A 23,547-nucleotide genomic window follows, 5' to 3' on the forward strand; every position below is an offset into this window, starting at 1 on the left:
CAATGCATCCCGATACAATGCCAATGCATCCCAATACAATGTTAATGCGTCCCTCTGCAATGCCAATGCATCCCGATACAATGCCAATGCATCCCGATACAATGCCAATGCATCCCAATACAATGTTAATGCGTCCCTCTGCAATGCCAATGCATCCCGATACAATGCCAATGCATCCCCCTACATTAAAAATGCTATGCTTTTACGCAAAACTTTACTTAGGGCGATCGCGGGATATTTGCCAAGCTAAATGGCGGACTATAAGGAACTTTACTTAAGTGGATCGTGTCCCCAATTCTTCAAAGAATAGCACCAGCGTGTGTGTTCCAAATCACCCGATGGCTGCTGTGCAAGATGACGGTGGACGTAACTAATAACTTTCTTCATGTGCGAAACATCGTCGTTGGTATAATCATCCTTTCTCTGCAATAGCTGGATGATACGCCGTCCAGATTTATGACCGATTGACTCATCGTCGCCATCCTTTTGCCCGACAGTTTGTGACTCATCCGTATCTAGCCAAGACTCTAGTTCCTTAGGTGTCATATTGACAACTTGATGAAACTCGTCAATTACCGCTTTAACATCTTTACTCATGACTAAGCATTACTCCTCTACTCTCTTAAGAGCATCAGGCTTGTGAGCAGCTTGTTTTCCTGTCTGATCGCTTTCAACTAAGTACTCAGGGTTAGCTTCACTTGCAGCAATATGGTGTTCTTTAATATCTGTAGGTGAAGTGAGCTTCTTTACAACTTTGCCAGTTGTCTTACCTTGTGAAGTGTTCCATTCAACCCGATCGCCTTTTTTGAATTGTTCAGTCACATTCATCTCCTAATTTGATGTTTTATACCTACTAAGGTCACATTATGTCTGCGACTTGAAAAGCAGCCATCATTCTAGTGATAGAGAAAACATCCGTTGTTAAGCCAGTAATTTAATTAGGTGTAAGATGAAAAAATTAGGCGATCGCTACAACTAGCTTGAGACAAAAGCTGTGCTGCATCTACGCCCGTCGTAGACATTGCCTCATAATAAAGAAAGATTAAGCAGATTGTCAGAAAACTCTCAATGAGCCAAACTAGCCTAAATTTAGTTGCAATATCTATCTTTCTCATGACCCTATCGGTACTGGTGGGGCCATTCTTCAACTTATCACCGGCAGTACCAGCACTTGCTACCTTCACTATCTTAGGCATAGCGACATTAGATAGCTTCAGCCTGCAAGGCAAGGGTGGTACTATCTTTGTAGATTGGATTGCTGGTTTTTCAAAAGAACACCGCGATCGCATCGTCCATCACGAAGCAGGGCATTTCTTAGTTGCTTACCTGTTGGGTATTCCCGTTACTGGCTACACACTCAGCGCTTGGGAAGCCTGGAAACAGGGGCAATCAGGTCAAGGCGGCGTTAGCTTTGATGATGGCGAATTAGCATCTCAACTAGAAGTAAGTAAAATCAGCGCCCAAATGCTAGACCGCTATTGCACTGTTTGGATGGCGGGTATTGCTGCTGAAACCCTAGTTTTTAATAATGCTGAGGGTGGAATTGATGATAAAAGCAAGCTGATAGGAGTCTTGACAATTTTAGGCTTCTCTGAATCAGTTTATCAGCAGAAATTGCGGTTTCATGCCCTCCAGGCAAAAACTCTACTGCAAGAAAATTGGTCTAGCTACGAGACTTTAGTTAGTGCCATGCGACAACGCACTTCGGTAGAAGATTGCCATGCTGAGTTAGGAGTAGGGAGTGGGAACTAGGAAGTTATATCAAGCTAGTAGAATTTGTAGAAAGGACTTTAGTGCTTAGAAAATAAAGACTAAAGTCCTTTCTACGAAATCATTAACATCATCTTAAACAGAAATATCATTCAACTCTGGCGCGGAGTGCAGGAGATGGAAAAAGATTTTCAAATCCAGCTTGTCGCTCAGTTAAAGATTCTACAGCATCGTTCCAAAGACTTTCATAATAAAAGAAGGTTACGCCTAGACCGCGTTCTTGAGCAGCCCGCACCTGAGACTTAATTTGCTGCATAGGAACTGGGTTATTTCGTAACCCTGTCATAATGCCAACTCCAGTTGGAATTCTTTGTTGCGCTTCTTGAATTTCTGCGCGGGAAATATTTGCCACAAAACTTTTCAGATCCGGACGATAAATTTGCACAATTAACTCGTCCACAATATTTTGTCGCATCCAACTCAGCCAATCTTGCAAGTGAAACTTGTAAGCAAAATCATAGTAATTAGGAGAAACAGAGAAAATTGCCTGGGGTTTTATCTGCTTCACAGCTTGGTTAAGTTTTACCATGAACGCCGTAATTTTATCTGCCCGCCACTTTACCCATGCCGCATCTTGGGAATTATTTGGGGGAGGATTCTTCGTTTCTTTGGTGTACAAAGCAATTGTATATTGGTCGTAGCCAAACTCGTGGGGCAAACTCATGTGATCGTCAAACTGAATACCATCGGCATCATATTGAGTAACAGTTTCCAGCACAAGATTGGTGATGAACTGCTGCACTTGTGGAAGGAACGGATTGAGCCACATCACCTCACCAGCCGCACTGTTTGAAGTTTGGCTACCATCCCGCTTTTGTGTGAACCAATCTGGGTAATTCATTGCTAGTTCTGAGGTTGGGGGAGCCATGAAACCAAACTCAAACCAGGGAATCACCAGCAATCCTTGGTGATGAGCTTGAGTAATGAGGTCTGCGAAAATATCATGTCCATCTGAACCTTTGTAGACAAAAGGTTGAATACCTGCACGTTGTGCTAGGGCACTAGGATACATCACATAGCCAGAATTCCACACCACAGGATAGATTGTGTTGAAGTTCATCCGTCGTAATTGACTCACCGCATCCTGTACTTTGTCTCGATTCTTGAGGGTGTCAAAATCATTAGTGGTCATCCAAACCCCGCGAATTTCCTGACGGGGTAACTGTGCAATGGCAGGGGTGAAACTGTCCACCAACAATACAGTAACAAACGATATTAAAATAAGAATCGGAAAAAGAGACTTGAGTAGTCGCCGCCAACTTTGAACAAGAAAAGATGATTTCATGAATTTGAATGATGCATTAACTACCCACACATGCCATTGCTAGTTTTTATAATTGAATCTACTAACCATATAGTTTACAAGTATTTATGCTTACTACAGAATTGATTAGTTGGTAGTTGTTCGTTCCCTGCTTATAGAACTTTTGCACCAGAAAAACTAAAGCAGACAAATTAAGATAGTTGACGCAGCTAATAAGCATTTGTGCCCAATAGATATTGGTATGGGGTATTGGGTACAAGAGGCAGAGGTGCAAAGGTGTGGAGGGAAAAAAACTTCTCCTCTGCTCCTCTGCCCCCGATCTTCACATTCCCCCACGCCCCACCTGTGTCACAATAAAGAACTGTAATAAGAAAAATATTGTTAAGGTAATTTAGTGAGTTCAACTGCTCAATCCACGGCAAGTGCGCGTCGCGTAGTATTTCCTTTTACGGCAATTGTGGGCCAGGAAGAAATGAAACTGGCGCTGCTATTGAACGTGATTGACCCCAAAATTGGGGGTGTAATGATTATGGGCGATCGCGGCACCGGGAAATCCACAACTATCCGGGCGCTGGCTGATCTGCTACCAGAAATTTCTGTGGTTGCTAATGACCCCTTCAGTAGCGATCCTAGCGACCCCGACTTGATGAGCGATGAAGTCCGCCAACTTTTAGAACAAGGGGCGGAAATTCCCGTAGCTCACAAAAAAGTCCAAATGGTAGATTTGCCGCTAGGAGCTACAGAAGACCGAGTTTGTGGCACAATTGACATCGAAAAAGCTTTATCTGAAGGTGTCAAAGCTTTTGAACCGGGACTGTTGGCAAAGGCTAATCGCGGCATTCTCTATGTGGATGAAGTCAACTTACTAGACGACCACCTTGTAGACGTGTTACTCGACTCCGCTGCCAGTGGATGGAACACTGTAGAACGAGAAGGTATTTCTATCCGTCACCCAGCGCGTTTCGTGCTTGTGGGTTCTGGGAACCCCGAAGAAGGCGAACTACGCCCCCAATTACTCGATCGCTTTGGGATGCACGCTGAAATTCACACAGTCAAAGAACCAGCCTTGCGGGTGCAAATTGTGGAACAACGGGCGGATTTTGACCAAAATCCGCCAGTATTTCTCGAAAACTACAAACCCCAGCAAGAAGCATTGCAAGAGCAAATTGTCAATGCTCAACAGCTTTTGCCAGAAGTAAAAATTGACTACGATTTGCGGGTGAAAATTTCTGAAGTCTGTTCAGAATTGGATGTAGATGGTTTGCGGGGTGACATTGTTAGTAACCGCGCCGCCAAAGCCTTAACAGCTTATGAAGGACGTACTGAAGTTACAGTTGATGATATCCATCGCGTAATTACGCTATGCTTGCGTCACAGACTGCGGAAAGACCCTTTAGAATCGATTGATTCTGGCTATAAAGTTGCCAAAGTTTTTAGCCGCGTCTTTGGCGTCGAACTACCAGAAAGTGATACTGCACAAAAAAACGGCACAGGTCAAAAATTAGGGGTCAGGGCTTAAAAGTTAAGAGCGGAGCCGGAAACGCTCCGCCTCTGGTGAAGAGTTAAGAGTTAAGAGTTTTGAATGAGAAGCTGCTTCATAACTGACAACTTTAATTCCTCACTCAGCACTTAGCACTAAGTATATAACTCACAACTAACAACTTTAATTCCTCACTCAAAATTCAACACTAACTATGAGAATTTGGTCTTTTTGGTTCAACAGCTTTGTTCTATCTAGCCAATACAACCCGCCCAGGTTTGTAGAATTATTGATGCTCTTATTAGCGATCGCGATGCTGGCAATAGCCAGTATTTTACCCGACATGCCCTATTTAATCTTAGGCTTGAGCTTAGTAGTGGGGGCATCTATTTCTATCTTAGTGCGGGAAGCGATCGCCCCCTCACCCCAGAGACGAATTACTCAACTAACAGCATCCCTATTACTGATCATCAGCCTCTATGGCTTTGCTGACTTAATGTACACTCTTTAAAATTAGTCATTTGTCATTTGTCCTTTGTCATTTGTCCTTTGTTAGTTGTAAGCACCAATGACTAATGATTCCATTTTTGCATTTCCACCAATTCCATACACAACTCATTAATTTGCTCCAAATCAGGTTTATGAGGTAGGGCAGATTGTTCGCAAACAATTTCCATTTCGGCGACCAAATCTTCTGCCATTTTCATCACTTGTTCATAAGAATACTCACCTTTTAAAATAGCTTTTAAATCCTCAACATCACCAGCTATTCTCCTATCTACAATTACTTCACCTCGCTGCAATATTTCTACTCCGCTGCGTAACAATCTAATGCAGTGCATCCCATGTTTGAGGTCAAAACCCGACTTTCTTTCCATTTCTGCCCTAGCCGGATTTCTATTCTCTTGCCAAGATAAGTAAGCCTTCCATTCTCTTAAAGCTATTTGATAGCTTTGGCTTTTCTGAAGCAGACGAATAAAATCTTTACGGCTATTGGTTAACTTTTGGGTATATTCCAAAGTTTCATCGGGTAAAGTATATTGTTTTAACACTCCTTTAAAATCAATATCTGCTGTCAGCAATTGATATAATTGTTCCGCTTCTTCCAAAAACTCAATCCGTCCTCTGATTAAGTTATAAAGATACTCCAGAAAAGCATTTAGCTCATCTTTGCTCAGAGGTGCTTCGTCTTCTATAGCGAAGTCAGATGGTATCGGTTTTTTTTGCGGTGGCTTTAACAACCACTTCCGATGAGTTTCCATCTTTTTGATTTGGGCAAAGGCATAACCAGTGTAAGTATGTTTTACCTTCTTGCTCAAAAATAACTGTTTATGATCAATTAAATTCTGTCCGACTGCGCTTAAAAAAGGATAGTTATTTAACCAGAGCAATTCTAAAACATTGGGATTTGCGCCCGCTAATAACTGGAGGATTTTTCTTAATTCATATATAACTGTGTCTTTGTTCCCATCAACGAATGGAAATATTCCTGGTTCATCCCAACCAGTATCTTTTTGTTCTATGCGATCAAATCCTAAGTAGTACCTTTTGGGTGCGATAAATACTCCCCGATAATCAAAGTCGGAATCAGGACGATTTAAACCATAACCGTGGCTACCAGCCAAACCAATTAAAATAGTTCTTTGCTCAACTTCTATTCTTTTCATATCACCTGATTAAAATATAGTCATCCTAACTCATGAGTTAAGCAGGTGGCGAGACGGAGAGTAGAGAAAGGAATCATTTGCAAAAAATAAAATCCCTGACTTCTCTAATAAATCAGGGATCTGAGCCTTGGTATAACAGGAATGCCCTTAAAGGAAAGGAGATGATACAACGGTATCTTCTTAAGAGCAAAACTTGTTAATTCAGTTGTTCCTATACTTTCGATTTCCTATGAACAGGAATTATCTAGGATAAATGTGGCGTCTATTCCCCCATCCTGGATTAACAATGGCAGCTAAATCTTCCTCAGATAATTTGCTGATTTCACTGTCGAGTTCTTCGGCGTTGAAATCATAGCCACGCTCTTGAGCAATTTTGATGAAGGCTTCTGGATCGGCTGTTGCTTTGAGTCTTTGCTGTAACGCTTGATCTTCTTTTACCGCTTGAAAAAGTCGGGCAGCATTTTGCTGTGTCATGACAATCAATCTCCTGTTTGAAATATCAGGTTTGAACGTAATAGTTTAACTTTTGAGGATTCACGAACTTTTGTAAATAATTTCTAGATGAGACACCTTACTATTTGATATTAAAACAAAGAAGAAAAATGTGTTGATTTTGATAAAAAAATATAACTTTTCAGCTAATACTAATTAATGTTAATTTTTAATATATTCAGCCCTAAGATAGTAGCAATTTTTATCTAAAAAGTATTTGTTCTGACTTATTGTAAATACAATTTACATTCTTGCGAGTAGGCGATGTCTACAACGGGCTATGCCTATACTCATGACGACAGTTGGCTAATCGCTCCCCACTGTTAGAAAATGAGTGATCGCACAGAGTAATTAGCTGATTTTTCATTTTCAGGCTGACCAGACAGCAATGCCAAACCCAAAAATCCTCTTAGAGCTTGACTTGACGTATGTTAATAAAATACTATGTTAGATTGTCTGTCTAATTCCTGCTCGGATCAGGTAGACATATTACAAAGGCTGGCAAAAGCATCTCTATAGGAGATAAAAACCAGCTACCTGTACGGCAACCTCAAGGACAATTCCATGACCTACGCGATTATTGAAACTGGCGGCAAACAAATACGAGTAGAGCCAGGACGGTTTTATGATATTGAACTGCTTGCGATCGAACCAGATGAAAAAGTTACGATAGATTCCGTATTACTCGTGCAGCACGATGGCGAAGTCACCATTGGACAGCCATTAGTAACAGGTGCAACTGTAGAAGGGACTGTAATGCGACATTACAGAGGTCGTAAAGTCCTGGTATACAAAATGAAGCCAAAAAAGAAAACCCGCAAAAAGCGGGGGCATCGTCAGGAAATTACCAGACTTATGATTGACTCCATCACTCTTAACGGTGCAGTGTTTGCTGCCCAAGGAGAAGCGGAGAAGGAAACCCCCGTTGTAGATGAGACTGCTGCTGAAGAAGTTGAAACCGCTGCTGAATAATAAAAGAAGTAGATACACAAGAGGAAATCATGGCTCATAAGAAAGGAACAGGTAGTACACGTAACGGTCGTGATTCTAATGCCCAACGTCTGGGTGTCAAGCGTTATGGCGGTCAAGTTGTACGTGCAGGAAACATTCTCGTGCGTCAGCGTGGTACTAAATTCCACCCTGGTAACAACGTCGGTATTGGTAGCGATGACACATTGTTTGCCTTAATCGACGGTGTTGTAATGTTTGAGAGAAAGGGTAAAACCCGTAAAAAAGTTAGTGTTTATTTACCCATAACTGCTGCTGAGGTAGCCCCTGCTGAGACAGTAGCAAGTTAGAGTGTGAGGGTGGGTTAACAGTGCCCACCCAAATCGCTAGTTAGCGCTGATGTGATAATCAGATTTGCACAAATATTCACAGCAGTTACTTAACTTTTAACCTTTATTTACTCTAAAATGCGATCGCGTCTGGGGATTTTTGGCAAGCCGCTTACTCTGGGTTAGTCTTCTGGTGTGCTTGCTATAAGCTTTAATCCATAAGCTTTCCAGCCTTAGCAATTAAAATTTTTCCTCTGTTAAAACTAAGCCTAAATCGTTGCTATTTAAACCAGTCGGCAAATCGACAAGTGCCGACTCTAAAAGTTATTTATGTCGGCACTTGGGAAACGCTACTTAGGCTTTTTTGCAGCTTCTCTAGCATTAGGGCGATGACACCGAGCGTGAATTACTACAATCGATGGCTGCGGGTTTTGCATTATAGAGTACTGCTTCAATTTTCCCAAAATCAAGCACTCTAAGATGCGATTAATTTCAAGGATGAGATTGTGTCATTAGTTATCCCAAAGTTTTCAACCCAAGGATAGGAGCCTGGTCCTAAATCTTTGTAAGAACCTCTGTAATTTGCATCTGCATAGAAACGCCACGTTCCTCCTGTAATAATAATTGAGGAAGTTTCATCGTTAAAATCACTCCCAACGTATGGACGGCTTCGGGTTGCACTGAATCCCTTACCACCATAATTGATGTCTTGACGAAGTAATACTTGAGCTCCACCCTGAATGGTACTAGCTTCTTCAAAGGAAAGCTCTACAAAAAGGGGATTTATGTCAAAATTTTTCATGTTTTACTCCTTTGGTTAAGGAAATGGTTGTTACTACAGTTGTAGATAGTTGTAATGGACTGTCCGCAACTGCTTATACTCTTTAAAAAAATCAGAGATTTTCGGAAACTTAACAAAAGTTGATTGAGGATACCGTTGGCGAAATATTACTGAATAAAAAGTTCCACACTTTTTTCACCGAAATAAATCCTGGGACGGGAGCATCGGCAATCTCGGTCTTTGGGACGATATGCAAATCGAGCCACTAGCTCGGATTGTGCGCTTCCTTCACCAACAGGGAGCGATCGCAACAAAGTGGAGTGAATCGTCAAGGTTTGAGATGGCGACGCTGCGATCGCAATTGATTTGTGTTTAACCGCAGATGATATTATGGCATCGCCTCGTGCTTTCAATGTAATTTTTGCAACTTCACAAGCTAGACGATTGTTTCCAACTATTTACAGCCTTTGAGTACTTACTCCCGACGTTTCAGCAAAAGGGGCGGTGAATACTAAGCGATATAAATATGTTGTATATCTACTAGCGATTCACTGGAAATATTTAACTATTTGAATCCAATTATCAGTAATAGATATACAACATTAACTACTAAATCTGAATGAGCATATTTGGTTTGGGTGATTTTTATTGCCAACAAAGGCAAAAAATTAAATGCTCATCCGATCGTAATTACAAATTTAAATGAAAACAAGTATCTGAACAAAGTTATTCAGGAAACAACACATTATCAATAATATGGATAACACCATTGTCAGCTTCCACATCCGCAGTCACAATGTAAGCATCATTCACCTTAAGATTATTCTCAGTATTAACTTTGATATCTTTTCCTTCGGTTGTTGTTAGCTTTTGCGACTGATTTAGTTCAGTTGCATTAATCTTGCCAGAAACCACATGGTACTCTAAAACCTTTCTTAACTTAATCACATCCTCTAGGAGTTCTTCTACGGCTCCTGATGGGAGCTTGGAAAAGGCTTCGTCTGTTGGTGCAAAGACAGTAAATGGCCCATCTCCCTTAAGTGCAGTATCAAGACCAGCGGTAGTAATAGCTGTTACCAAAGTGTTGAAAGAACCTGCATTAATTGCAGTATCTATAATATCTGGCATCTGATGTCACCTCAATTGTGCAAAAACTTGATGTTAAGAGATTTAGCACATAAGTGTATGTTTAGACTATGGGTCAATCCTGTGCCACTGCCGACCATCGCGCACTAACAAATCATCTGCTGCCGATGGTCCCCATGAGCCTGCTGCGTAGTTGGGAAAGTTTTCAGGTGACGTGGTTGCCCAAGCCTCCAGAATGGGGGTGACGACGCTCCAGCCCAACTCAACGTTGTCCGATCGCTGAAACAAAGTTGCATCACCAATCATGCAGTCGTACAGCAAAGTTTCATAGCCAGTACTCCGGATCTTGCCAAAGTAATCACTGTAGCAAAAGTCCATTTCCACTGCATCCATTGTCATAGCGGGGCCAGGCACCTTTGCACCAAATTGGAGGTGAATTCCTTCCTGTGGTTGAATGCGGATGGTCAAGAAATTAGGCGTGAGACGCTCAATTGAGGTTTGGCGAAATAATAGTGAAGGTACTTGCTTAAACTGAATTGCAATTTCAGTCACGCGTTTAGCCAAACGCTTGCCCGTTCGGAGATAAAACGGCACTCCTGCCCAGCGCCAGTTGTCGATGTTCAACTTTAAGGCAGCATAAGTTTCAGTGGTAGAGTCTGACGCAACTCGTGACTCTGATCGATAAGCAGGCACTTGGGTATCCTTCACCGTTGCCGCACCATACTGTCCCCGTACAGTTTGAGTTTGCACAGTTTCAGCAGTGAGTGGAACTATGGACTTCAAGAGTTTTGACTTTTCATCACGCACCTCATCGGCTGAAAACGAGACTGGCGGTTCCATCGCCGTCATTGCCAGCAGTTGAAACAGATGGTTTTGCATCATATCCCGCACTGCGCCTGTGCCTTCATAGAAGTTGCCTCTGCTTTCGACTCCAACCGTTTCGGCTACGGTAATCTGTACGTGATCGATATGTTCACGATTCCAAATCGGTTCAAACAAGCCATTACCAAACCGAAACACCAGAATGTTTTGTACAGTCTCTTTGCCCAGGTAGTGATCGATGCGGTAAATCTGTTTTTCCTCAAGGACAGCACCAATAGATTTATTCAGGGTACGAGCCGATTCCAAGTCGTGCCCAAACGGTTTCTCGATGATAACTCGCCGCCAGCGATCGCTTTCTTCGCGCACTAATCCGGCTGCACCAAGCTGCGTAATGATGTCGCAAAAGAAGTTAGAGCTAGTTGCCAGATAGAACAAATAGTTTCCCTGAGTGCCACAGTCTCGATCGATTTGAGTGAGTAAGTCTTGCAACTGATGGTAAGTGTCAGGCTCCTGAAACTCACCGGCAAGATAGTACAGTCGCTGCTCAAGCGGTTGCCAAAGCTCATCGTCTACGGGAACCGTTGCGAACTCATGAATGTCTTGGGCGAGTTTGCTACGAAAATTGTCCTGACTCATTGAAGTGTGTGCGACTCCAACGATCGCAAATTCCTGCGGTAGCAAATTGCTTTGTTTGAGGTTGTAGAGGGCGGGAAGCAGCAGACGCTTGGTTAAATCTCCTGCTGCTCCAAAGATAACGATCGCACAGGGTTCTGCCGGACGGATTGAGCCTTCAACAGGAACCTGGGGCGTGGTGGCAGCCGTCATGATAAAATCTCCGCATGTTCTTCAAGATGTCCACAAAACTATAGCGCATTGCAGATAGCAGTTTATCTGGAAACATCGCGGTGACTTAAAAGCATTGCAAGTCAGCCAGAACCCCAAGCGCAAGAACTACGCATGGCATTGGCTAGTTTATACTGCTATCATTCCAGTGCTGCTGCTGGCAATCTTGAGTGGTCTGGTGATGTACAAACCTGCCCAACTGCATTGGATTTCCGGGCTGTTTGGTAGTTGGCAGACTCTACGGACTGTTCACTTTATCACTGTTCCCACTGTCATACTGTTTACAATTGCTCATTCCTTACTTGCCCTGAAGGTAGGAAGCATCCGTCTAATTAAATCTGTGTTTCTGTAGAGGTTCTATGAATCTGATTCTTCCCAAACGCACCCTATCCCGTCGTCGGTTACTCCAACTATCTGGACTTTCAGGGGTAGGTTTTCTTTTAGGTGGCTGTGGGACAAATTTGTTCTCAGATAATCTGCGTCAAATATCTGAGCCACTCAACCAAAGTCTTGAAGCACTTCTGCTAACTCAAAAACCTATACCTGAATTTCCTGTCAGTGCCATAGAAGCAGATAAATTGCTAGTTAATACCTTTGACTTCACCCCGCAAATTGATCCGGCACAGTTTCGCTTAATAATTGATGGTGAGGTCAATAATGCAATGCAATTGAGTATGGCAGATATTCAAAAACTTCCCTTGACTTCAATGGTAATTCGCCATGTCTGTGTTGAAGGCTGGGCTGCGATCGTTCAATGGGGAGGTGTGCGATTACGAGATTTAGTAGCGCTGGTACAGCCTAAATCAAACGTCCGCTATGTCTACTTCAAATCTGCTGATGGCTACTATGAAAGCTGGGATTTAGCTTCTGCTATACATCCCCAAACTCTTATGGCTTATCAAAAGAATGGACAACCCTTATCAGTTGATAATGGTGCGCCCATGCGCCTAGCGTCTCCGATTAAACTGGGTTACAAGCAAAGCAAGTGGGTAACTCAAATTACATTCGCCAGCAATTTATTACCTACTAAAGGCTATTGGGAGGATCAGGGCTATGAGTGGTTTGCAGGGCTATAAGGAGAGGCAAAAAGCTAATCTAAATCGGGTTCAACGCCTAGCGATCGCAATTGTGCAATTAACCGTTCAGCTCGTTGTCTTTCTTGTTCAGCCCGTTGACTTTCTTGTTCAGCTCTTTGACTTTCTTGTTCTGTAGAAGTCAATACCCAGCAGCCTGTCCAATCATACCAGCGTAACCAGGGCTGTTCTACATCTTGATAGCGTCCCCGCCACACACCCAAGCCTAATTCTAGTTCTGGTATCCAGAAGCGTGACTCTGACAGTGCTATCTCAGCATAACGACCACCATCTAACTTAAATACCCTGAACTCATATTTGTACCGATCAAATACTACATAATAAGGCACACGCAGAATTTGCTCATACACTTCCCATTTTCCTGGCGGTTGCTTGATATCTCGCAATGTCTGCCCTAAGTCTTCCTTTTCAGTACCTGGAGACAGTAATTCAACCACAATAAAAGGATGAACGCCCTCTTGCCAAACGACATAACTTAAGCGTAAATCCCGTTGTTCGTAGAGACGGGAAACACCTAAAACGGCAAACCAATCTGGTCGCTTATGCCACAGTGGATAGCGCGGGTCATAATAAAGATTCAGATCGCTAGCAACAAATATCTGATCACTAGGATAATTCTGTGGACGAAAGGTTTCGTCTAACAGGCGAGGTTGCAATAAATGAAACTGATCGGGCAAACCAGGCTCCTCAGGGTCTTCACTGGGAAGATCATACATGGTCGGCAATACATCTTTTGGCGATCGCGGCGGGTCAGTTTGATACATATTTTGGCAGTCCTGATGATGAAACTCTCAGTTCCATTATGATTCAATTGTTTTTGAGTGACTCAACACCTTGCAGAACGGGGTAGCATAAATTTCTCGCTCTCCGCCGCAAATTTGCCGCGAACCATCAGCACAGTTTCATCAAAAGTATGGGTGAATGCTTGCACATCTTTGACATCAAGAAGTTCTGGACTAAAGTAAATCACCACTTCTTCAATGGGTTGAGTTATCTTACTAATAATATTCTTTAAAGGGCATATCTGCGTTGTCACTAAATCGAAAAGATGAAGTCGGTTATCTTCTATCTCCATACAGGCAATTAAATCTAAATCTTCTGCATAGTATAAGGGACGACTTCCTTCATTGACACAGAACACAGGTTTTTCGTTGACTACGCCAACTATATTAGAGACAGGGGCGCGTGTTTCCAAAAGTCTGTGTAACAATGTGTAATCTTTGGTATCTGTAAAATCCAGTGTTCTGAAGCTATCAGTGCTACCTGTGAAGTTACACTTAACCTTGAAGATGTGTTCTTCGACAACACGAAAGCCAAAAGGTAAGTAAAACTCTGGTTGTGGTGTCGTCAGTACTAGGGTTTCGTAAAGGCGATCGCAATACCCTAGCACTTCCTCCATCACTTCACGGTAATACCCTCTCCTACGAAATTCTGCACGGGTAGCTACTCCATGAATTCCTCCGACAGTGAGCTTTTGTCCCATAATTTGCATGGGAATTTCTAACACTCCCACATGAGTAATAGCTATATCATCATGAAAGCGAATAAACGGAGTTGAAGCTGTTTCCCAAGATGCACCTAGTTTTCTTGCACATTCTGCTAAACTGCTGAGTCCGGGAAATGTGACTTCCATCAAGTCAAAAAGCTGATCGCTTAAACTGGGATCATCAGAGAATGACTGTTTGAAACGATACTGGCTCATAGTTCAAGTATTACGATCAATTCAGTAAAAACTACAAAATCAATTTCAGCAAATCCAGAAAAAGGGAAATTATAAATGGGTAGCAAGAGCGTAAGGTGTTGCACTTCTAACGTTTAAACCAATATTTATCAAGCCTGAGTCTCTTCAAATAAAACTAAGCCATACTTCTCGCCAGTAGGCAAAAAGCCAATTCCTCGATAAACTGCTTGGGCTGCTTGGTTATTATCACCTGTAAACAGCATGGCACGTTTTACTCCCTGCGATCGCGCATCTAACAACGAGCCTGCTACCACACTTTTGCCGTAGCCTTTACCCCGCAGCGCTGGCGGTGTCCACACTCCACCAATTTGCACAATATCAGGTAGGCTGGCATTGAAAGCAGAGTAGGAAACTGGGGTATCTCCTTTTACCAAAACCCAATGCATAGCCGTAGCTTGACGTACCTCAATTATGCGATCGCAAGCAGGTCTTAAACTGGGAGTATCTGTTTTTCCTAAAGTTTCCACATTATAAGCAGCGCACCACTCGCCCAGTAATTCTAACTCCTCTGGATGTGGCAAACGACACTGCACCTTTGCCGATGCTAAAGCTTGAGGTATTTGCAAGTCTCGCAGTGCTAAAGAAAACAATATCTCAGGCTGATCAAGCTGAGTTGGTCGCTTGCTAAGTTCCAAAATGCTTTTTGTCGCTTCAACTTGTGCTGCTGGGCCACTAATTCCAGAAATGGCACGTCCAGATTGGGCCACAACTGCTTGCACCACCTCTGTCAGATAGACAGGGGCTTGGACTACAAGCATCCCATTCCAAAAGTGGGCTGCAACTGCCACTATATTTACATTTATGTAAGCCGCTATGTAAGTTCCTTGAAATCTTGCACCTTGGTCAAGTAGTCCCGCAGCTCGCCAATTAGAGCGCAAAAACATAGAAGTATCAGTGTGTTGCAAGAGAAATGTTTCCAGCGATACTTCATCTCCAGGTTGCAGCGTTCTCAAAGTAGGCACAAAAAACTCCTGAGTGTCGAATTCAGTTTACCGAATAGGCTGTTTCGGGAATAGTAGCAATGCCATCTGTGAAGTTGGTTCTACCTAATGGTAATTGAAAGGGACACAGCCTAAGTGTGTCCCTAAATAAAGCTACTTCAAGATGCTAGGACTGGGGATAGCAGGCAAACTCCATTAAACAACATAGTTATCCGTCACTTGTCTGATGCAGTTCATTTGTTTTTCCTCCAAAATGGATGCCAGAGGATGGGCAGAAAATACTTAGACTGATGTCACAATCGATCGAGAATCAGTTAAGCAAGTTGAAAGAGGAATGTCATCAAGTCTCCTTTACCCAAGCTGATGCGATCGCCTGGTCGCAAGCGATGACGGTTCCCTGGTAAAAGTGGCAAATTATTGATGTAAGTGCCATTAGAACTTCCCACATCCTCTACATAATGAGCATCTCCCTCGACGCGAATATCTGCATGAATCCGCGAGACAATTTCGGAATTGGGAAATCCTGAAACATCTATATCTGGAGGAATCCGGTCATTGGGCTTACCGATATGAATCACAGAAAAATTTTGCGGTAATTCAATTAAGCGATCGCTTTGAACGTGGATTAACCGTGCTGTAACCTGCTGCAATTGCGTTCTGGCAGCAGTTGCAGTTGGTGCTGGTGCTGCTGGCTCTTTTGCTTCGGCTTCAGAGGCTGGTGCTGGTTCCACAGGTGGTGGAGTCGGAATACTACTTTGTCCAGAGACTACGGGTTGAGCTACAACGGTTGACGCTGGCTCTGGGGGGCTACTTACTGTAACAGGTATCTGTGGCGTTGGTTCTGGCGGAACTGCCATCTCTGTTGGTGGTAAAGATGATTCGGGAGGATGGGAGTTAGTAGAACCGCCGATTCCCAAGGCATCTGGTTGTAAAAGTTCTAACAGTGGATCGGGTGGAACTAACGCTGGTACTTCCACGGGAATATCGGAAGTAACTGTTGTAGCTACTGCGGTATGAACGTGTGGAACACCTGCGGAGTGAAGGTTATAGCCACACTGACCACAGAATGCAGCATCTGCCTGCACAGTTGCCCCACAACTGGGACAATTAGTAGTTGCAGGTAATGGTGTATAACAAGCTTCACATTGGACAGCACCGTCAGGGTTGGGATGATTGCAATTAGGGCAGACGATCATCGATATTTAGCCTTTGTTCAAGATCATCATAAATATAGGTAGGACTGGCAAGCAGAGGGCGGCCCTAGCTTTAGATTCTAGCAATTACTGCTAATGGAACGATGAATTGGACACTCTTACACGGGGAAGGAGAGCAGAGGGGCAGAGAGGCAGAGGAGCAGGGGAAGAAGAACCAATGCCCAATGCCCAATGCCCCATTGTTCAACGTTGAAGTTCCAAACCTGCTGCCGCATCCAGTAGCCACCAAAGTTCTCCTTGGGGCTGAATTAAGCGGGATGGGTAAGTGAAGTCATCGGCCACGGGTGCAAAGACTTGCGCTAAAGCTGGTCGTTTATTAGCACCAGCAACCAGAAAAATCACGCTACGAGCAGAGTTGATGAAGGGATATGTGAAACTTATCCTGGGGTTTCCGTCTTTGTTACCCACAGTCACGAGGCGATCGCGTATTTTAAGAGCCTCTGTGTGGGGAAACAAAGATGCGGTATGTGCATCATCACCCATTCCTAGTAATACTACATCCAACGGGGGAAACTCGACACCAGAAGAATTGAAAAATTCTTTGAGATGTTGTTCATACTTGGCAGCAGCCAGTTCTGGACTGGCTTCTAAAGTTGGTACGGGGTGAATGTTAGCCGCTGGGATATCAACGCGATCTAGCCACGCACGACGCGTCATCAGTTCATTGCTATCGGGGTGATCTGGTGGTACGTAACGCTCATCCCCCCAGAATATATGAATTTTATCCCAAGGCAGTTTTTGAGTAGCGATCGCCTCGTATAACGGTTTAGGTGTACTGCCGCCAGATAAGGCGATGGTAAACCGCCCCTGCTGCTCAATGGCAGTTTCTAACTTAGACAGGATTAATTCTAGCGCTCGTGCAACCAGCGCCGGCTGATCCGGTAAAACTTCAACGGTTTTGTTCATGGCTTCATTATCATATTGCTGGCTTCCAGCAATACAATACCGAACTTATTACAATCCCCCTTTTTAACTTTTGAAACATTTAACATCGTGGATTAAGTAAGCTGGAAAAACCTAGACCCTCCTTATCACCCTCAACCGTAAGTTGTCAGTAGTCAGTCGTACTAACATACTAACCACTCTCATGATTATTTTTATTTACATCCAGTTACTTGATACTTTGTTGATTAACGCCACAAAGGATACGTTTATTAATTCTTATTAAAAATTAATAAAACTAATTAATCACAAACAACGCCTCCCAGTCTGGGATCGCTTCACGTTGGGCAATTAACAATTCTTGAATTCCTTTTTGGGCGACATCTAGCAGTTGATCCAACTGAGTGCGGCTAAAACTGCCTTCTTCGGCTGTTCCTTGGACTTCAATGATTCCCAGGTGTTGATTCATCACCACATTAAAATCTACTGTTGCAGCCACATCTTCGATATAATTTAGATCCAAAAATGGCTCTCCCTTCAGTAATCCTACGGAAACTGCTGCTACCTGTCCACACAAAGGCGATCGCTCCAATACGCCCTCTTGCAACAATTTAGAAATTGCATGAGCCAACGCCACAAACGAGCCTGTGATGGCTGTTGTCCGAGTTCCGGCATCTGCTTGCAACACATCAGCATCTACAGTCAGCGTGTGTTCTCCCAGTGCCTCAAAATCCACTGCTGCACGTAAGCTACGTCCAATTAAACGTTGAATTTCTTGCGTCCGTCCAGATAATTTCAATAATTCCCTTTCTTGGCGTTTTTGGGTAGCAGATGGTAGCATTCGGTACTCAGCAGTTAACCAGCCTTTACCACTTCCTTCGAGAAACTTTGGAACTCCCTTATTAACGCTAACAGTACAAAGTACTTGAGTATCACCGCATCTTGCAAGAACAGAACCGGGGGCAAAGCGGGTGAAACTGGGGTGAAAGCTAATCGGACGTAGTTCGTAGGGAATCCGACCGTCAGGACGCTGCCAAGCCATTGGAATTGCCTCAAGTTTTACAATACTGCCTTAAGATTACCTTAGTGTTATTGGGCATTGGGCATTGGGCATTGGGAAGAATTCTTCCTAACTCCTAACTCCTAACTCCTAACTCAACACTCAGCACTCTTCAAGGAACTGAAAGCAGAGTCAAAATATATTTGCTGCACCATTTCTGGTGATTGGTCGCCGTTGATGGTCAACAAGCAGCGACGACGGTCGTAATATTCTAGGATGGGAATGGTGCGATCGTAGAATAATTCTACACGGCGCTGCACGATTTCTGGTTGGTCATCTGGTAGCGATCGCCCCAAGGATCGACTAACCATCACTGCTTCTGGAACTTGGAGATAAATTGCCCAATCTAGCTTTTGCCCTAAATCATCCAATAAAAAATCTAATTCTTCAGCTTGGAAGGCAGTACGGGGATAGCCTTCTAACACCCAATCGCAGTTAATATCTGGTTGTCTGAGGCGAATTCGGATCAATTCAATAATCATTTCGTCTGGAACTAACTCCCCTTTTTGCATGTAGGGCCGTGCGTGGTAGCCTAGTTCACTCAAGCTAGCGTAAACCGAAAGAGAAGTCCGGGGATCGGCTTCCAAGCATCGAAATTCCGGCAGGGGCTGATTGCCAGATATTGCTGACCGTAAAATCTCACCTGTGGAAATCAGAGGAATATCAAAGTATGTGCAAAGCCTTTGTGCTTGAGTGCTTTTTCCCGATCCTGAACCTCCCAGAATCACCAATCTCACAACAATTTACTCCTCATCCTGTCAAATTCACTACTAGCTAAGTCTGTTTTGCCCAAACAACCGACAAATCTAACATTTAGCGATTTTTAGGAGTTCTATCTAGCATTTTTAAATAATTGGAACTGTAACTCTGATGTTTTCATTTTTACAACTCATTTCAGATAAAAGACGGTATTTTATAGCAGTTAGCGGTTTTATAAACTACATCTAGAGACGTTACATGCAAAGTCTCTACAGGCTTTCGCGTTTTGTCTATGTACTTTATTTACCTGAAATCTGCTGTAAATCAAAATAACTCTTGACTTCAATACAAACGTAGTGTTTGACTAAGAATGCAATTTGCCAAATCCACCACACCTGTGAAAAACAGATTGATTATACAGGCAAATTTGTCAGTTTCACCGCCAGTAATAACCTTTGACTTATTGTATTTTTTTGAACTTAAATTTATGGTTGCCCAGCTAGAAACTCAAAGTATCAATTCAAGCCTAACCCTACCATATCCAGTTGAAGGACTAGTGCAAGTTTTCACTAGTTCCCATCGCAACTTTTTTACGAATGTGATGGCTCAATCACTGAGAATAGCTGGACAAGGAACGCCAGTATTAATAGTGCAGTTTCTCAAAGGAGGTATTCGCCAAGGACAGGAAAGACCTATACAATTAGGACAAAATTTAGATTGGATTCGGTGTGATTTGCCTCGTTGTATTGATACACCACATTTAGACAATACAGAAAACCAAGCCTTACAAAAGCTGTGGCAGTATACACAACAAGTAGTGTGTGAGAGTAAGTATTCTCTCGTGGTGTTAGATGAGTTAAGTTTAGCGATTAACTTTGGTTTAATTCCTGAAACGGAAGTTTTAACGTTTTTGGCAAAACGTCCTCCTCACGTCGATATCATTCTCACAGGGCCAGAGATGCCGAAATCCCTTCTCGATGTAGCAGATCAAATTACAGAAATCCGTCGGAGTTATCGACCTTAAAGAATCCATCTCCAATTGATAAGTTGCTCAAAAGGTGAGTTGCTACTGATAGTATTTAAGTGGACGAGAATGGCGCTGATAAGGATTTTTATTTGTGCTGTTGTCTCCACTGTTTCAAAACACTCTCAAGTTGAGTCAAAGCATCTTTATAGTCTTTGAACTCGATTTCGGAAAATACAGTAGGTATACCACGAGGGAATCTCGATATGACTTTACCTCTTTCGTAAAGTAAAATAATTGGAATAGCATTTGTATCTGCATATGCTAATTCCATCCCAACACCCAACGAAGCATAACCAATGTAGGCAATAACTAGGTTAGATTTACTAACTTGGTGCTTATCAGTATCAAAAACTTGACGAGGGCTGATATTAGGATGATTAATAGGGTCAGTGTTTAGATGGGGAACATAACTCTGAAATCCTATTTCGCCGCAAAGTGAGCCAATAGCTGTATAAAAAGCCTTGACATCCTCTAAGTTATCAATACCTGTCAACGCACCAGAAATATATATACGTGTTTTTGTGGTATTCATTTTATACTATTCAATTAGCTATATTCTCCTAATTTTAGTTTGATATTAAACACTTAACTTTTAGTAGTTCATTAAAAATTTATTTTGATTTTAGTCTATCGTACACAACAGGGCTTATCAAAGCTATAAAAGCTGCTAGTGCAGATCCCAAATCGGGATTTTTTAAGGATACGAAAACTCCTAAAAATAATCCAATCATAATAAAAGAAATTATTAATATATTGCGGCTAACATTTTCTTTTTCTTTCTTTTTTTTCTCTTGCCTAGATATCTCTAGTAGGCTTTCCCATATATCATCCCTATCGGCAGGTCTTCCAAGAGGTACTTTTGATTCAGATTCCATTTTGTGAAAGCAAACTGTACAGAAAGAATCTCTAAAACGAAGTACTACAGAGCTATCTCGGTAGTTACTTACTGAAATTAACAGTTTGCCTGTCCATCCTGGATCTATTGTCGTAGAAATGTGAGACAAACCATAAAGAACAGCTTTTGAAACCATTGCATGTATGGTAGCGCCGACTTCTTTAGACAAACTGACTGATTCTAAGGTTTCAATAACTATCGTATCGTTGGGTTCAATCTCAATCTCTCTCTCTTTCTCTATATCAATTTCACGCTTATTTTTCCAAGAGAATCCTTTTAGCCCTACTCTAAAATCATAACCAACAGGGGTCAAGTACTTTTCTTCAAAGGGATCTATATATATTCCCTCTGTTGGATTATTTTTTCTGTCTTCTATTTGTTGTTTAATATCTGTATCACTCAACATAGTCAATAATTATGTTTTGATATGAGTTTATGGATTTTGTACAATGTCAAAACTGACAACAGACGTAGAAGATAGCAGGAACAAGGCTGCTCTTTTTGCTGTGGCTTCAGAAAGCTTAACTTGCTTCAGGGTAACTAGACCTTCATTCACAAAGGAATCTCTCACCAAAGCTTTCTCTCCGCTATTAAAAGAAGTTTCATAAAAAATTTCCTTAATGCCTGCGGAGATAATTAACTTCAAGCAAGACAGACAAGGTTCTAGAGTGACATAAATACTTGCACCATCTGTAGAGATACCGTGCTTTGCGGCCTGTGCGATCGCATTTGCTTCCGCATGTATAGCCCTTGAGGGTAAACTTTTGCTAGCATCACAGCTACTTAACCCTGGATAACAGTATCCCTGAGCCGTACAATGGGCGGAACCTGATGGTGAGCCATTGTAACCTGTTGCCACCACCTGCTTATTTTTCACAATCACAGCACCTACTCGAACAGCCAGGCACGTTGAGCGAGTCGCTGCAAGTTTAGCCAACATCAGAAAGTATTCATCCCATGTTGGCCTTTGCTCATCACAAACCATTATTTACTATCCTGAATGTATTTAGCCCCTGTTTTCAAACACTCAGAGGCTCTCTGTAATTCCATACCCAAATATCCAGCATGATCTGCACGTATTGAAGGCGAAGCAGCGCAAATTTCTCTAAGTAATTTCAAGGCATCTTTGCCGGAATAGCAACTTACAACCTCACCACTACCGGGAGTTGTTTGTGTAACAACTATCTCCTTTTCTGCAATCTCGACTAAAAAATTTCCCGCAGGATCGTAGTAATCTATTTTTCTACAAATGTTAGCATACTGTTGTTTGATCAGTTGCTCGGCGTTGCTCCAAGTATCATCATATATATGAGCAGACTGACTGATGGTAATAAGTGGTCCCATTTTCAATTCATATTCAGAATGTTTAGCAATTTCATCCCTAATATGTCGTTGCAAAGCCCTCAATCCCATTGCATTTGCAGGCCATGCGGCAAACATATCATTACTTCTAAGAGTTGCAGTTAGTGATAATTCATTATCAACCACTCTCAACCAAATATGATTAAGACAAGGGCTACCACCTTTTTCATGGTCTTTTACATCCCATAAATTCATCACTGCACTAGCAGCATCAATTTCTCCAATTAACTTCTGAATCACCTGGTCAATTTGGTCACGCTCAAACCAGGAACGTAAACGTTGACCATATGTATATTTCAACCCTTCCCTAGAAGGTGCATCATCTAAAATCTGCGAAACGTATCCTTCAAGAAAAGGAGGGTCAATTGGCAAATAATTCGGCTCAGGAAAATAAAAGTTAGCAGGCTCATCAGTAACAATTGCCATTAAATCAATTAATTCTTGCCATTGCCCATCATAGCCAGTTGGTCTAATTGTTCCTGTTGTCTTAATCCGATGAATGATTTTTACCCAAGTTTCTGCTATAGTCTTACCCTCAATTCTGTGACCGTATCTCGGCCCCGGTAAGACAGTTGGCTTAACAGTAGGCATGGGAAATTCTATTGGCAAACCCCATGCAGCAAGCGCTTTCTGTTGGACATATGACTTAACTAGACTAACGGCTTCAGAGATGGATTTGGTTTCCTGCTCCTTTACTGAGTCCCGCAGGTGTTCTAAAGCACTAGCTTTCACTTCAAGATCAATATATCCAGTGATAGAGGAGCGAATTACCCAGCAAGGCAACCCAGTATCACAAACACCTTCTTCAAAGCCTTTGCGGAAAAAGTCCAGCAAGCACTCTCCAGCACCCGCGTTATTGTCTTCCTTCGTAGCGTTGAGAACAACTAAATAGCGGACGTGGGGATTCAACAGCAAATTGCGAATTAGTAAGTTTATCCCTCTTGTGGGTGAGTATAGTTGCCCAATTACAGCATAATCTTCGGGTTGTAGGTGTTTAGCGATCGCCTGCTTTACTGTCCATCCTGTAATCACTGCCGTCTGACCTAGACCATAAATAAGCTGGTTGGGCTTGTGCAGTGCTTTGTACTCGAATTGGGTTGCCTTACCCGTTGCTGTCATGATTGGCTAAAATTAAAAAATTAACAATCTT

At 42.5% G+C, this 23,547-nt stretch carries 29 protein-coding genes; 9 read left to right on the top strand and 20 right to left on the bottom strand.

The genetic code is table 11. The features are described from left to right. A partial coding sequence (locus tag V7L12_RS16510) for a hypothetical protein (RefSeq protein WP_335085746.1) occupies positions 1-278 on the top strand: 278 nt, incomplete at its 5' end. Here V7L12_RS16510 and V7L12_RS16515 read toward each other — a convergent pair. After that, positions 271-597, bottom strand: a complete 327-nt coding sequence (locus tag V7L12_RS16515) for a DUF3140 domain-containing protein (RefSeq protein ID WP_335085748.1) — start codon at positions 595-597, stop codon at positions 271-273. The genes V7L12_RS16510 and V7L12_RS16515 overlap by 8 nt on opposite strands. A gap of 9 nt (positions 598-606) precedes the next feature. After that, positions 607-822 (bottom strand): DUF2945 domain-containing protein, encoded by a 216-nt coding sequence (locus V7L12_RS16520; protein ID WP_335085750.1) that lies wholly within the window; start codon positions 820-822, stop codon positions 607-609. Between the two features lie 246 nt (positions 823-1,068). Between V7L12_RS16520 and V7L12_RS16525 the strand changes: the two genes are divergently transcribed. Continuing rightward, positions 1,069-1,752, top strand: a complete 684-nt coding sequence (locus V7L12_RS16525) for an ATP-dependent Zn protease (RefSeq protein WP_335085752.1) — start codon at positions 1,069-1,071, stop codon at positions 1,750-1,752. A 106-nt stretch (positions 1,753-1,858) separates the two neighbouring features. Here the strand turns inward: V7L12_RS16525 and V7L12_RS16530 are convergent, their stop codons facing one another. Further along, complete coding sequence (locus tag V7L12_RS16530) at positions 1,859-3,055, bottom strand: glycoside hydrolase family 10 protein (RefSeq protein ID WP_335085754.1); 1,197 nt, start codon at positions 3,053-3,055, stop codon at positions 1,859-1,861. Between the two features lie 373 nt (positions 3,056-3,428). Here V7L12_RS16530 and bchI point away from each other — a divergent pair, with 373 nt between their 5' ends. Then, entirely contained in the window at positions 3,429-4,553 is a 1,125-nt protein-coding gene (bchI, locus tag V7L12_RS16535) for a magnesium chelatase ATPase subunit I (RefSeq protein WP_335085756.1), read from the top strand. A gap of 175 nt (positions 4,554-4,728) precedes the next feature. Next, on the top strand, positions 4,729-5,025 hold the full coding sequence (locus tag V7L12_RS16540) for a hypothetical protein (protein ID WP_334821891.1): 297 nt from the start codon (positions 4,729-4,731) through the stop codon (positions 5,023-5,025). Positions 5,026-5,086: 61 nt separating this feature from the next. On the opposite strand, the gene V7L12_RS16545 is transcribed toward V7L12_RS16540, so the two are convergent. Together V7L12_RS16545 and V7L12_RS16550 are read right to left on the bottom strand one after the other, a co-directional pair. Then, positions 5,087-6,181, bottom strand: a complete 1,095-nt coding sequence (locus V7L12_RS16545; RefSeq protein WP_335085758.1) for a nucleotidyltransferase domain-containing protein — start codon at positions 6,179-6,181, stop codon at positions 5,087-5,089. A 240-nt stretch (positions 6,182-6,421) separates the two neighbouring features. Further along, on the bottom strand, positions 6,422-6,655 hold the full coding sequence (locus V7L12_RS16550; protein WP_292871336.1) for a Nif11-like leader peptide family natural product precursor: 234 nt from the start codon (positions 6,653-6,655) through the stop codon (positions 6,422-6,424). A gap of 582 nt (positions 6,656-7,237) precedes the next feature. On the opposite strand from V7L12_RS16550, the gene rplU reads away from it, so the two are divergent. After that, a complete protein-coding gene (gene rplU / locus V7L12_RS16555) occupies positions 7,238-7,645 on the top strand; it encodes a 50S ribosomal protein L21 (protein ID WP_334821893.1) in 408 nt (135 codons plus the stop codon). Positions 7,646-7,674: 29 nt separating this feature from the next. After that, positions 7,675-7,971 carry a 50S ribosomal protein L27 gene (rpmA, locus tag V7L12_RS16560; protein ID WP_335085760.1) on the top strand — a complete coding sequence of 99 codons (297 nt, stop codon included), beginning with the start codon at positions 7,675-7,677 and terminating at the stop codon, positions 7,969-7,971. A gap of 454 nt (positions 7,972-8,425) precedes the next feature. On the opposite strand, the gene V7L12_RS16565 is transcribed toward rpmA, so the two are convergent. From V7L12_RS16565 to zwf, 4 genes are all read right to left on the bottom strand, one after another. Beyond that, positions 8,426-8,752 carry a beta/gamma crystallin-related protein gene (locus V7L12_RS16565; RefSeq protein ID WP_335085762.1) on the bottom strand — a complete coding sequence of 109 codons (327 nt, stop codon included), beginning with the start codon at positions 8,750-8,752 and terminating at the stop codon, positions 8,426-8,428. Positions 8,753-8,898: 146 nt separating this feature from the next. Then, a complete protein-coding gene (locus tag V7L12_RS16570) occupies positions 8,899-9,144 on the bottom strand; it encodes a hypothetical protein (RefSeq protein WP_335085764.1) in 246 nt (81 codons plus the stop codon). Positions 9,145-9,457: 313 nt separating this feature from the next. Then, positions 9,458-9,859 (bottom strand): fasciclin domain-containing protein, encoded by a 402-nt coding sequence (locus V7L12_RS16575; protein ID WP_335085766.1) that lies wholly within the window; start codon positions 9,857-9,859, stop codon positions 9,458-9,460. 66 nt (positions 9,860-9,925) lie between these two features. Further along, a complete protein-coding gene (gene zwf / locus V7L12_RS16580; RefSeq protein ID WP_335085767.1) occupies positions 9,926-11,464 on the bottom strand; it encodes a glucose-6-phosphate dehydrogenase in 1,539 nt (512 codons plus the stop codon). Between the two features lie 94 nt (positions 11,465-11,558). Between zwf and V7L12_RS16585 the strand changes: the two genes are divergently transcribed. Next, positions 11,559-11,834 (top strand): hypothetical protein, encoded by a 276-nt coding sequence (locus V7L12_RS16585; protein WP_442947895.1) that lies wholly within the window; start codon positions 11,559-11,561, stop codon positions 11,832-11,834. A 7-nt stretch (positions 11,835-11,841) separates the two neighbouring features. Beyond that, positions 11,842-12,558: a molybdopterin-dependent oxidoreductase gene (locus tag V7L12_RS16590; RefSeq protein WP_335085768.1), complete on the top strand. Its 717-nt coding sequence runs from the start codon at positions 11,842-11,844 to the stop codon at positions 12,556-12,558. A gap of 14 nt (positions 12,559-12,572) precedes the next feature. Here V7L12_RS16590 and V7L12_RS16595 read toward each other — a convergent pair whose 3' ends face one another. The 7 genes from V7L12_RS16595 to V7L12_RS16625 form a co-directional block, all read right to left on the bottom strand. Beyond that, the gene (locus V7L12_RS16595) at positions 12,573-13,340 is read right to left on the bottom strand and encodes a Uma2 family endonuclease (RefSeq protein WP_335085769.1); all 768 of its coding nucleotides are present in this window, start codon (positions 13,338-13,340) and stop codon (positions 12,573-12,575) included. Positions 13,341-13,402: 62 nt separating this feature from the next. Beyond that, entirely contained in the window at positions 13,403-14,278 is an 876-nt protein-coding gene (locus V7L12_RS16600; protein ID WP_335085770.1) for a GNAT family N-acetyltransferase, read from the bottom strand. A 128-nt stretch (positions 14,279-14,406) separates the two neighbouring features. Further along, on the bottom strand, positions 14,407-15,279 hold the full coding sequence (locus V7L12_RS16605; RefSeq protein ID WP_335085771.1) for a GNAT family N-acetyltransferase: 873 nt from the start codon (positions 15,277-15,279) through the stop codon (positions 14,407-14,409). Positions 15,280-15,572: 293 nt separating this feature from the next. Then, complete coding sequence (locus V7L12_RS16610) at positions 15,573-16,454, bottom strand: FHA domain-containing protein (RefSeq protein WP_335085773.1); 882 nt, start codon at positions 16,452-16,454, stop codon at positions 15,573-15,575. A 201-nt stretch (positions 16,455-16,655) separates the two neighbouring features. After that, positions 16,656-17,378, bottom strand: a complete 723-nt coding sequence (gene pgl, locus V7L12_RS16615; protein WP_335085775.1) for a 6-phosphogluconolactonase — start codon at positions 17,376-17,378, stop codon at positions 16,656-16,658. A gap of 274 nt (positions 17,379-17,652) precedes the next feature. Continuing rightward, the gene (gene rph, locus V7L12_RS16620) at positions 17,653-18,396 is read right to left on the bottom strand and encodes a ribonuclease PH (RefSeq protein ID WP_335085777.1); all 744 of its coding nucleotides are present in this window, start codon (positions 18,394-18,396) and stop codon (positions 17,653-17,655) included. A 113-nt stretch (positions 18,397-18,509) separates the two neighbouring features. Then, the gene (locus V7L12_RS16625; RefSeq protein ID WP_335085779.1) at positions 18,510-19,151 is read right to left on the bottom strand and encodes an adenylate kinase family protein; all 642 of its coding nucleotides are present in this window, start codon (positions 19,149-19,151) and stop codon (positions 18,510-18,512) included. Positions 19,152-19,600: 449 nt separating this feature from the next. On the opposite strand from V7L12_RS16625, the gene V7L12_RS16630 reads away from it, so the two are divergent. Further along, positions 19,601-20,137 carry a P-loop NTPase family protein gene (locus V7L12_RS16630; protein WP_335085853.1) on the top strand — a complete coding sequence of 179 codons (537 nt, stop codon included), beginning with the start codon at positions 19,601-19,603 and terminating at the stop codon, positions 20,135-20,137. 88 nt (positions 20,138-20,225) lie between these two features. Here V7L12_RS16630 and V7L12_RS16635 read toward each other — a convergent pair whose 3' ends face one another. The 4 genes from V7L12_RS16635 to V7L12_RS16650 all read right to left on the bottom strand — a co-directional run bounded on the left by V7L12_RS16635 (position 20,226) and on the right by V7L12_RS16650 (position 23,516). Beyond that, a complete protein-coding gene (locus tag V7L12_RS16635; RefSeq protein ID WP_335085781.1) occupies positions 20,226-20,672 on the bottom strand; it encodes an XRE family transcriptional regulator in 447 nt (148 codons plus the stop codon). A 79-nt stretch (positions 20,673-20,751) separates the two neighbouring features. Then, positions 20,752-21,441: a dCTP deaminase domain-containing protein gene (locus tag V7L12_RS16640; protein WP_335085783.1), complete on the bottom strand. Its 690-nt coding sequence runs from the start codon at positions 21,439-21,441 to the stop codon at positions 20,752-20,754. Between the two features lie 27 nt (positions 21,442-21,468). Beyond that, positions 21,469-22,020 carry a deoxycytidylate deaminase gene (locus V7L12_RS16645; RefSeq protein ID WP_334967755.1) on the bottom strand — a complete coding sequence of 184 codons (552 nt, stop codon included), beginning with the start codon at positions 22,018-22,020 and terminating at the stop codon, positions 21,469-21,471. Then, positions 22,020-23,516, bottom strand: coding sequence for a thymidylate synthase (locus tag V7L12_RS16650; RefSeq protein WP_335085786.1), 1,497 nt, complete (start codon positions 23,514-23,516; stop codon positions 22,020-22,022). The genes V7L12_RS16645 and V7L12_RS16650 overlap by 1 nt, the downstream gene beginning before the upstream one ends. Positions 23,517-23,547: the final 31 nt, after the last annotated feature.

It is taken from the genome of Nostoc sp., assembly GCF_036918245.1.
Taxonomy (GTDB): domain Bacteria; phylum Cyanobacteriota; class Cyanobacteriia; order Cyanobacteriales; family Nostocaceae; genus Nostoc.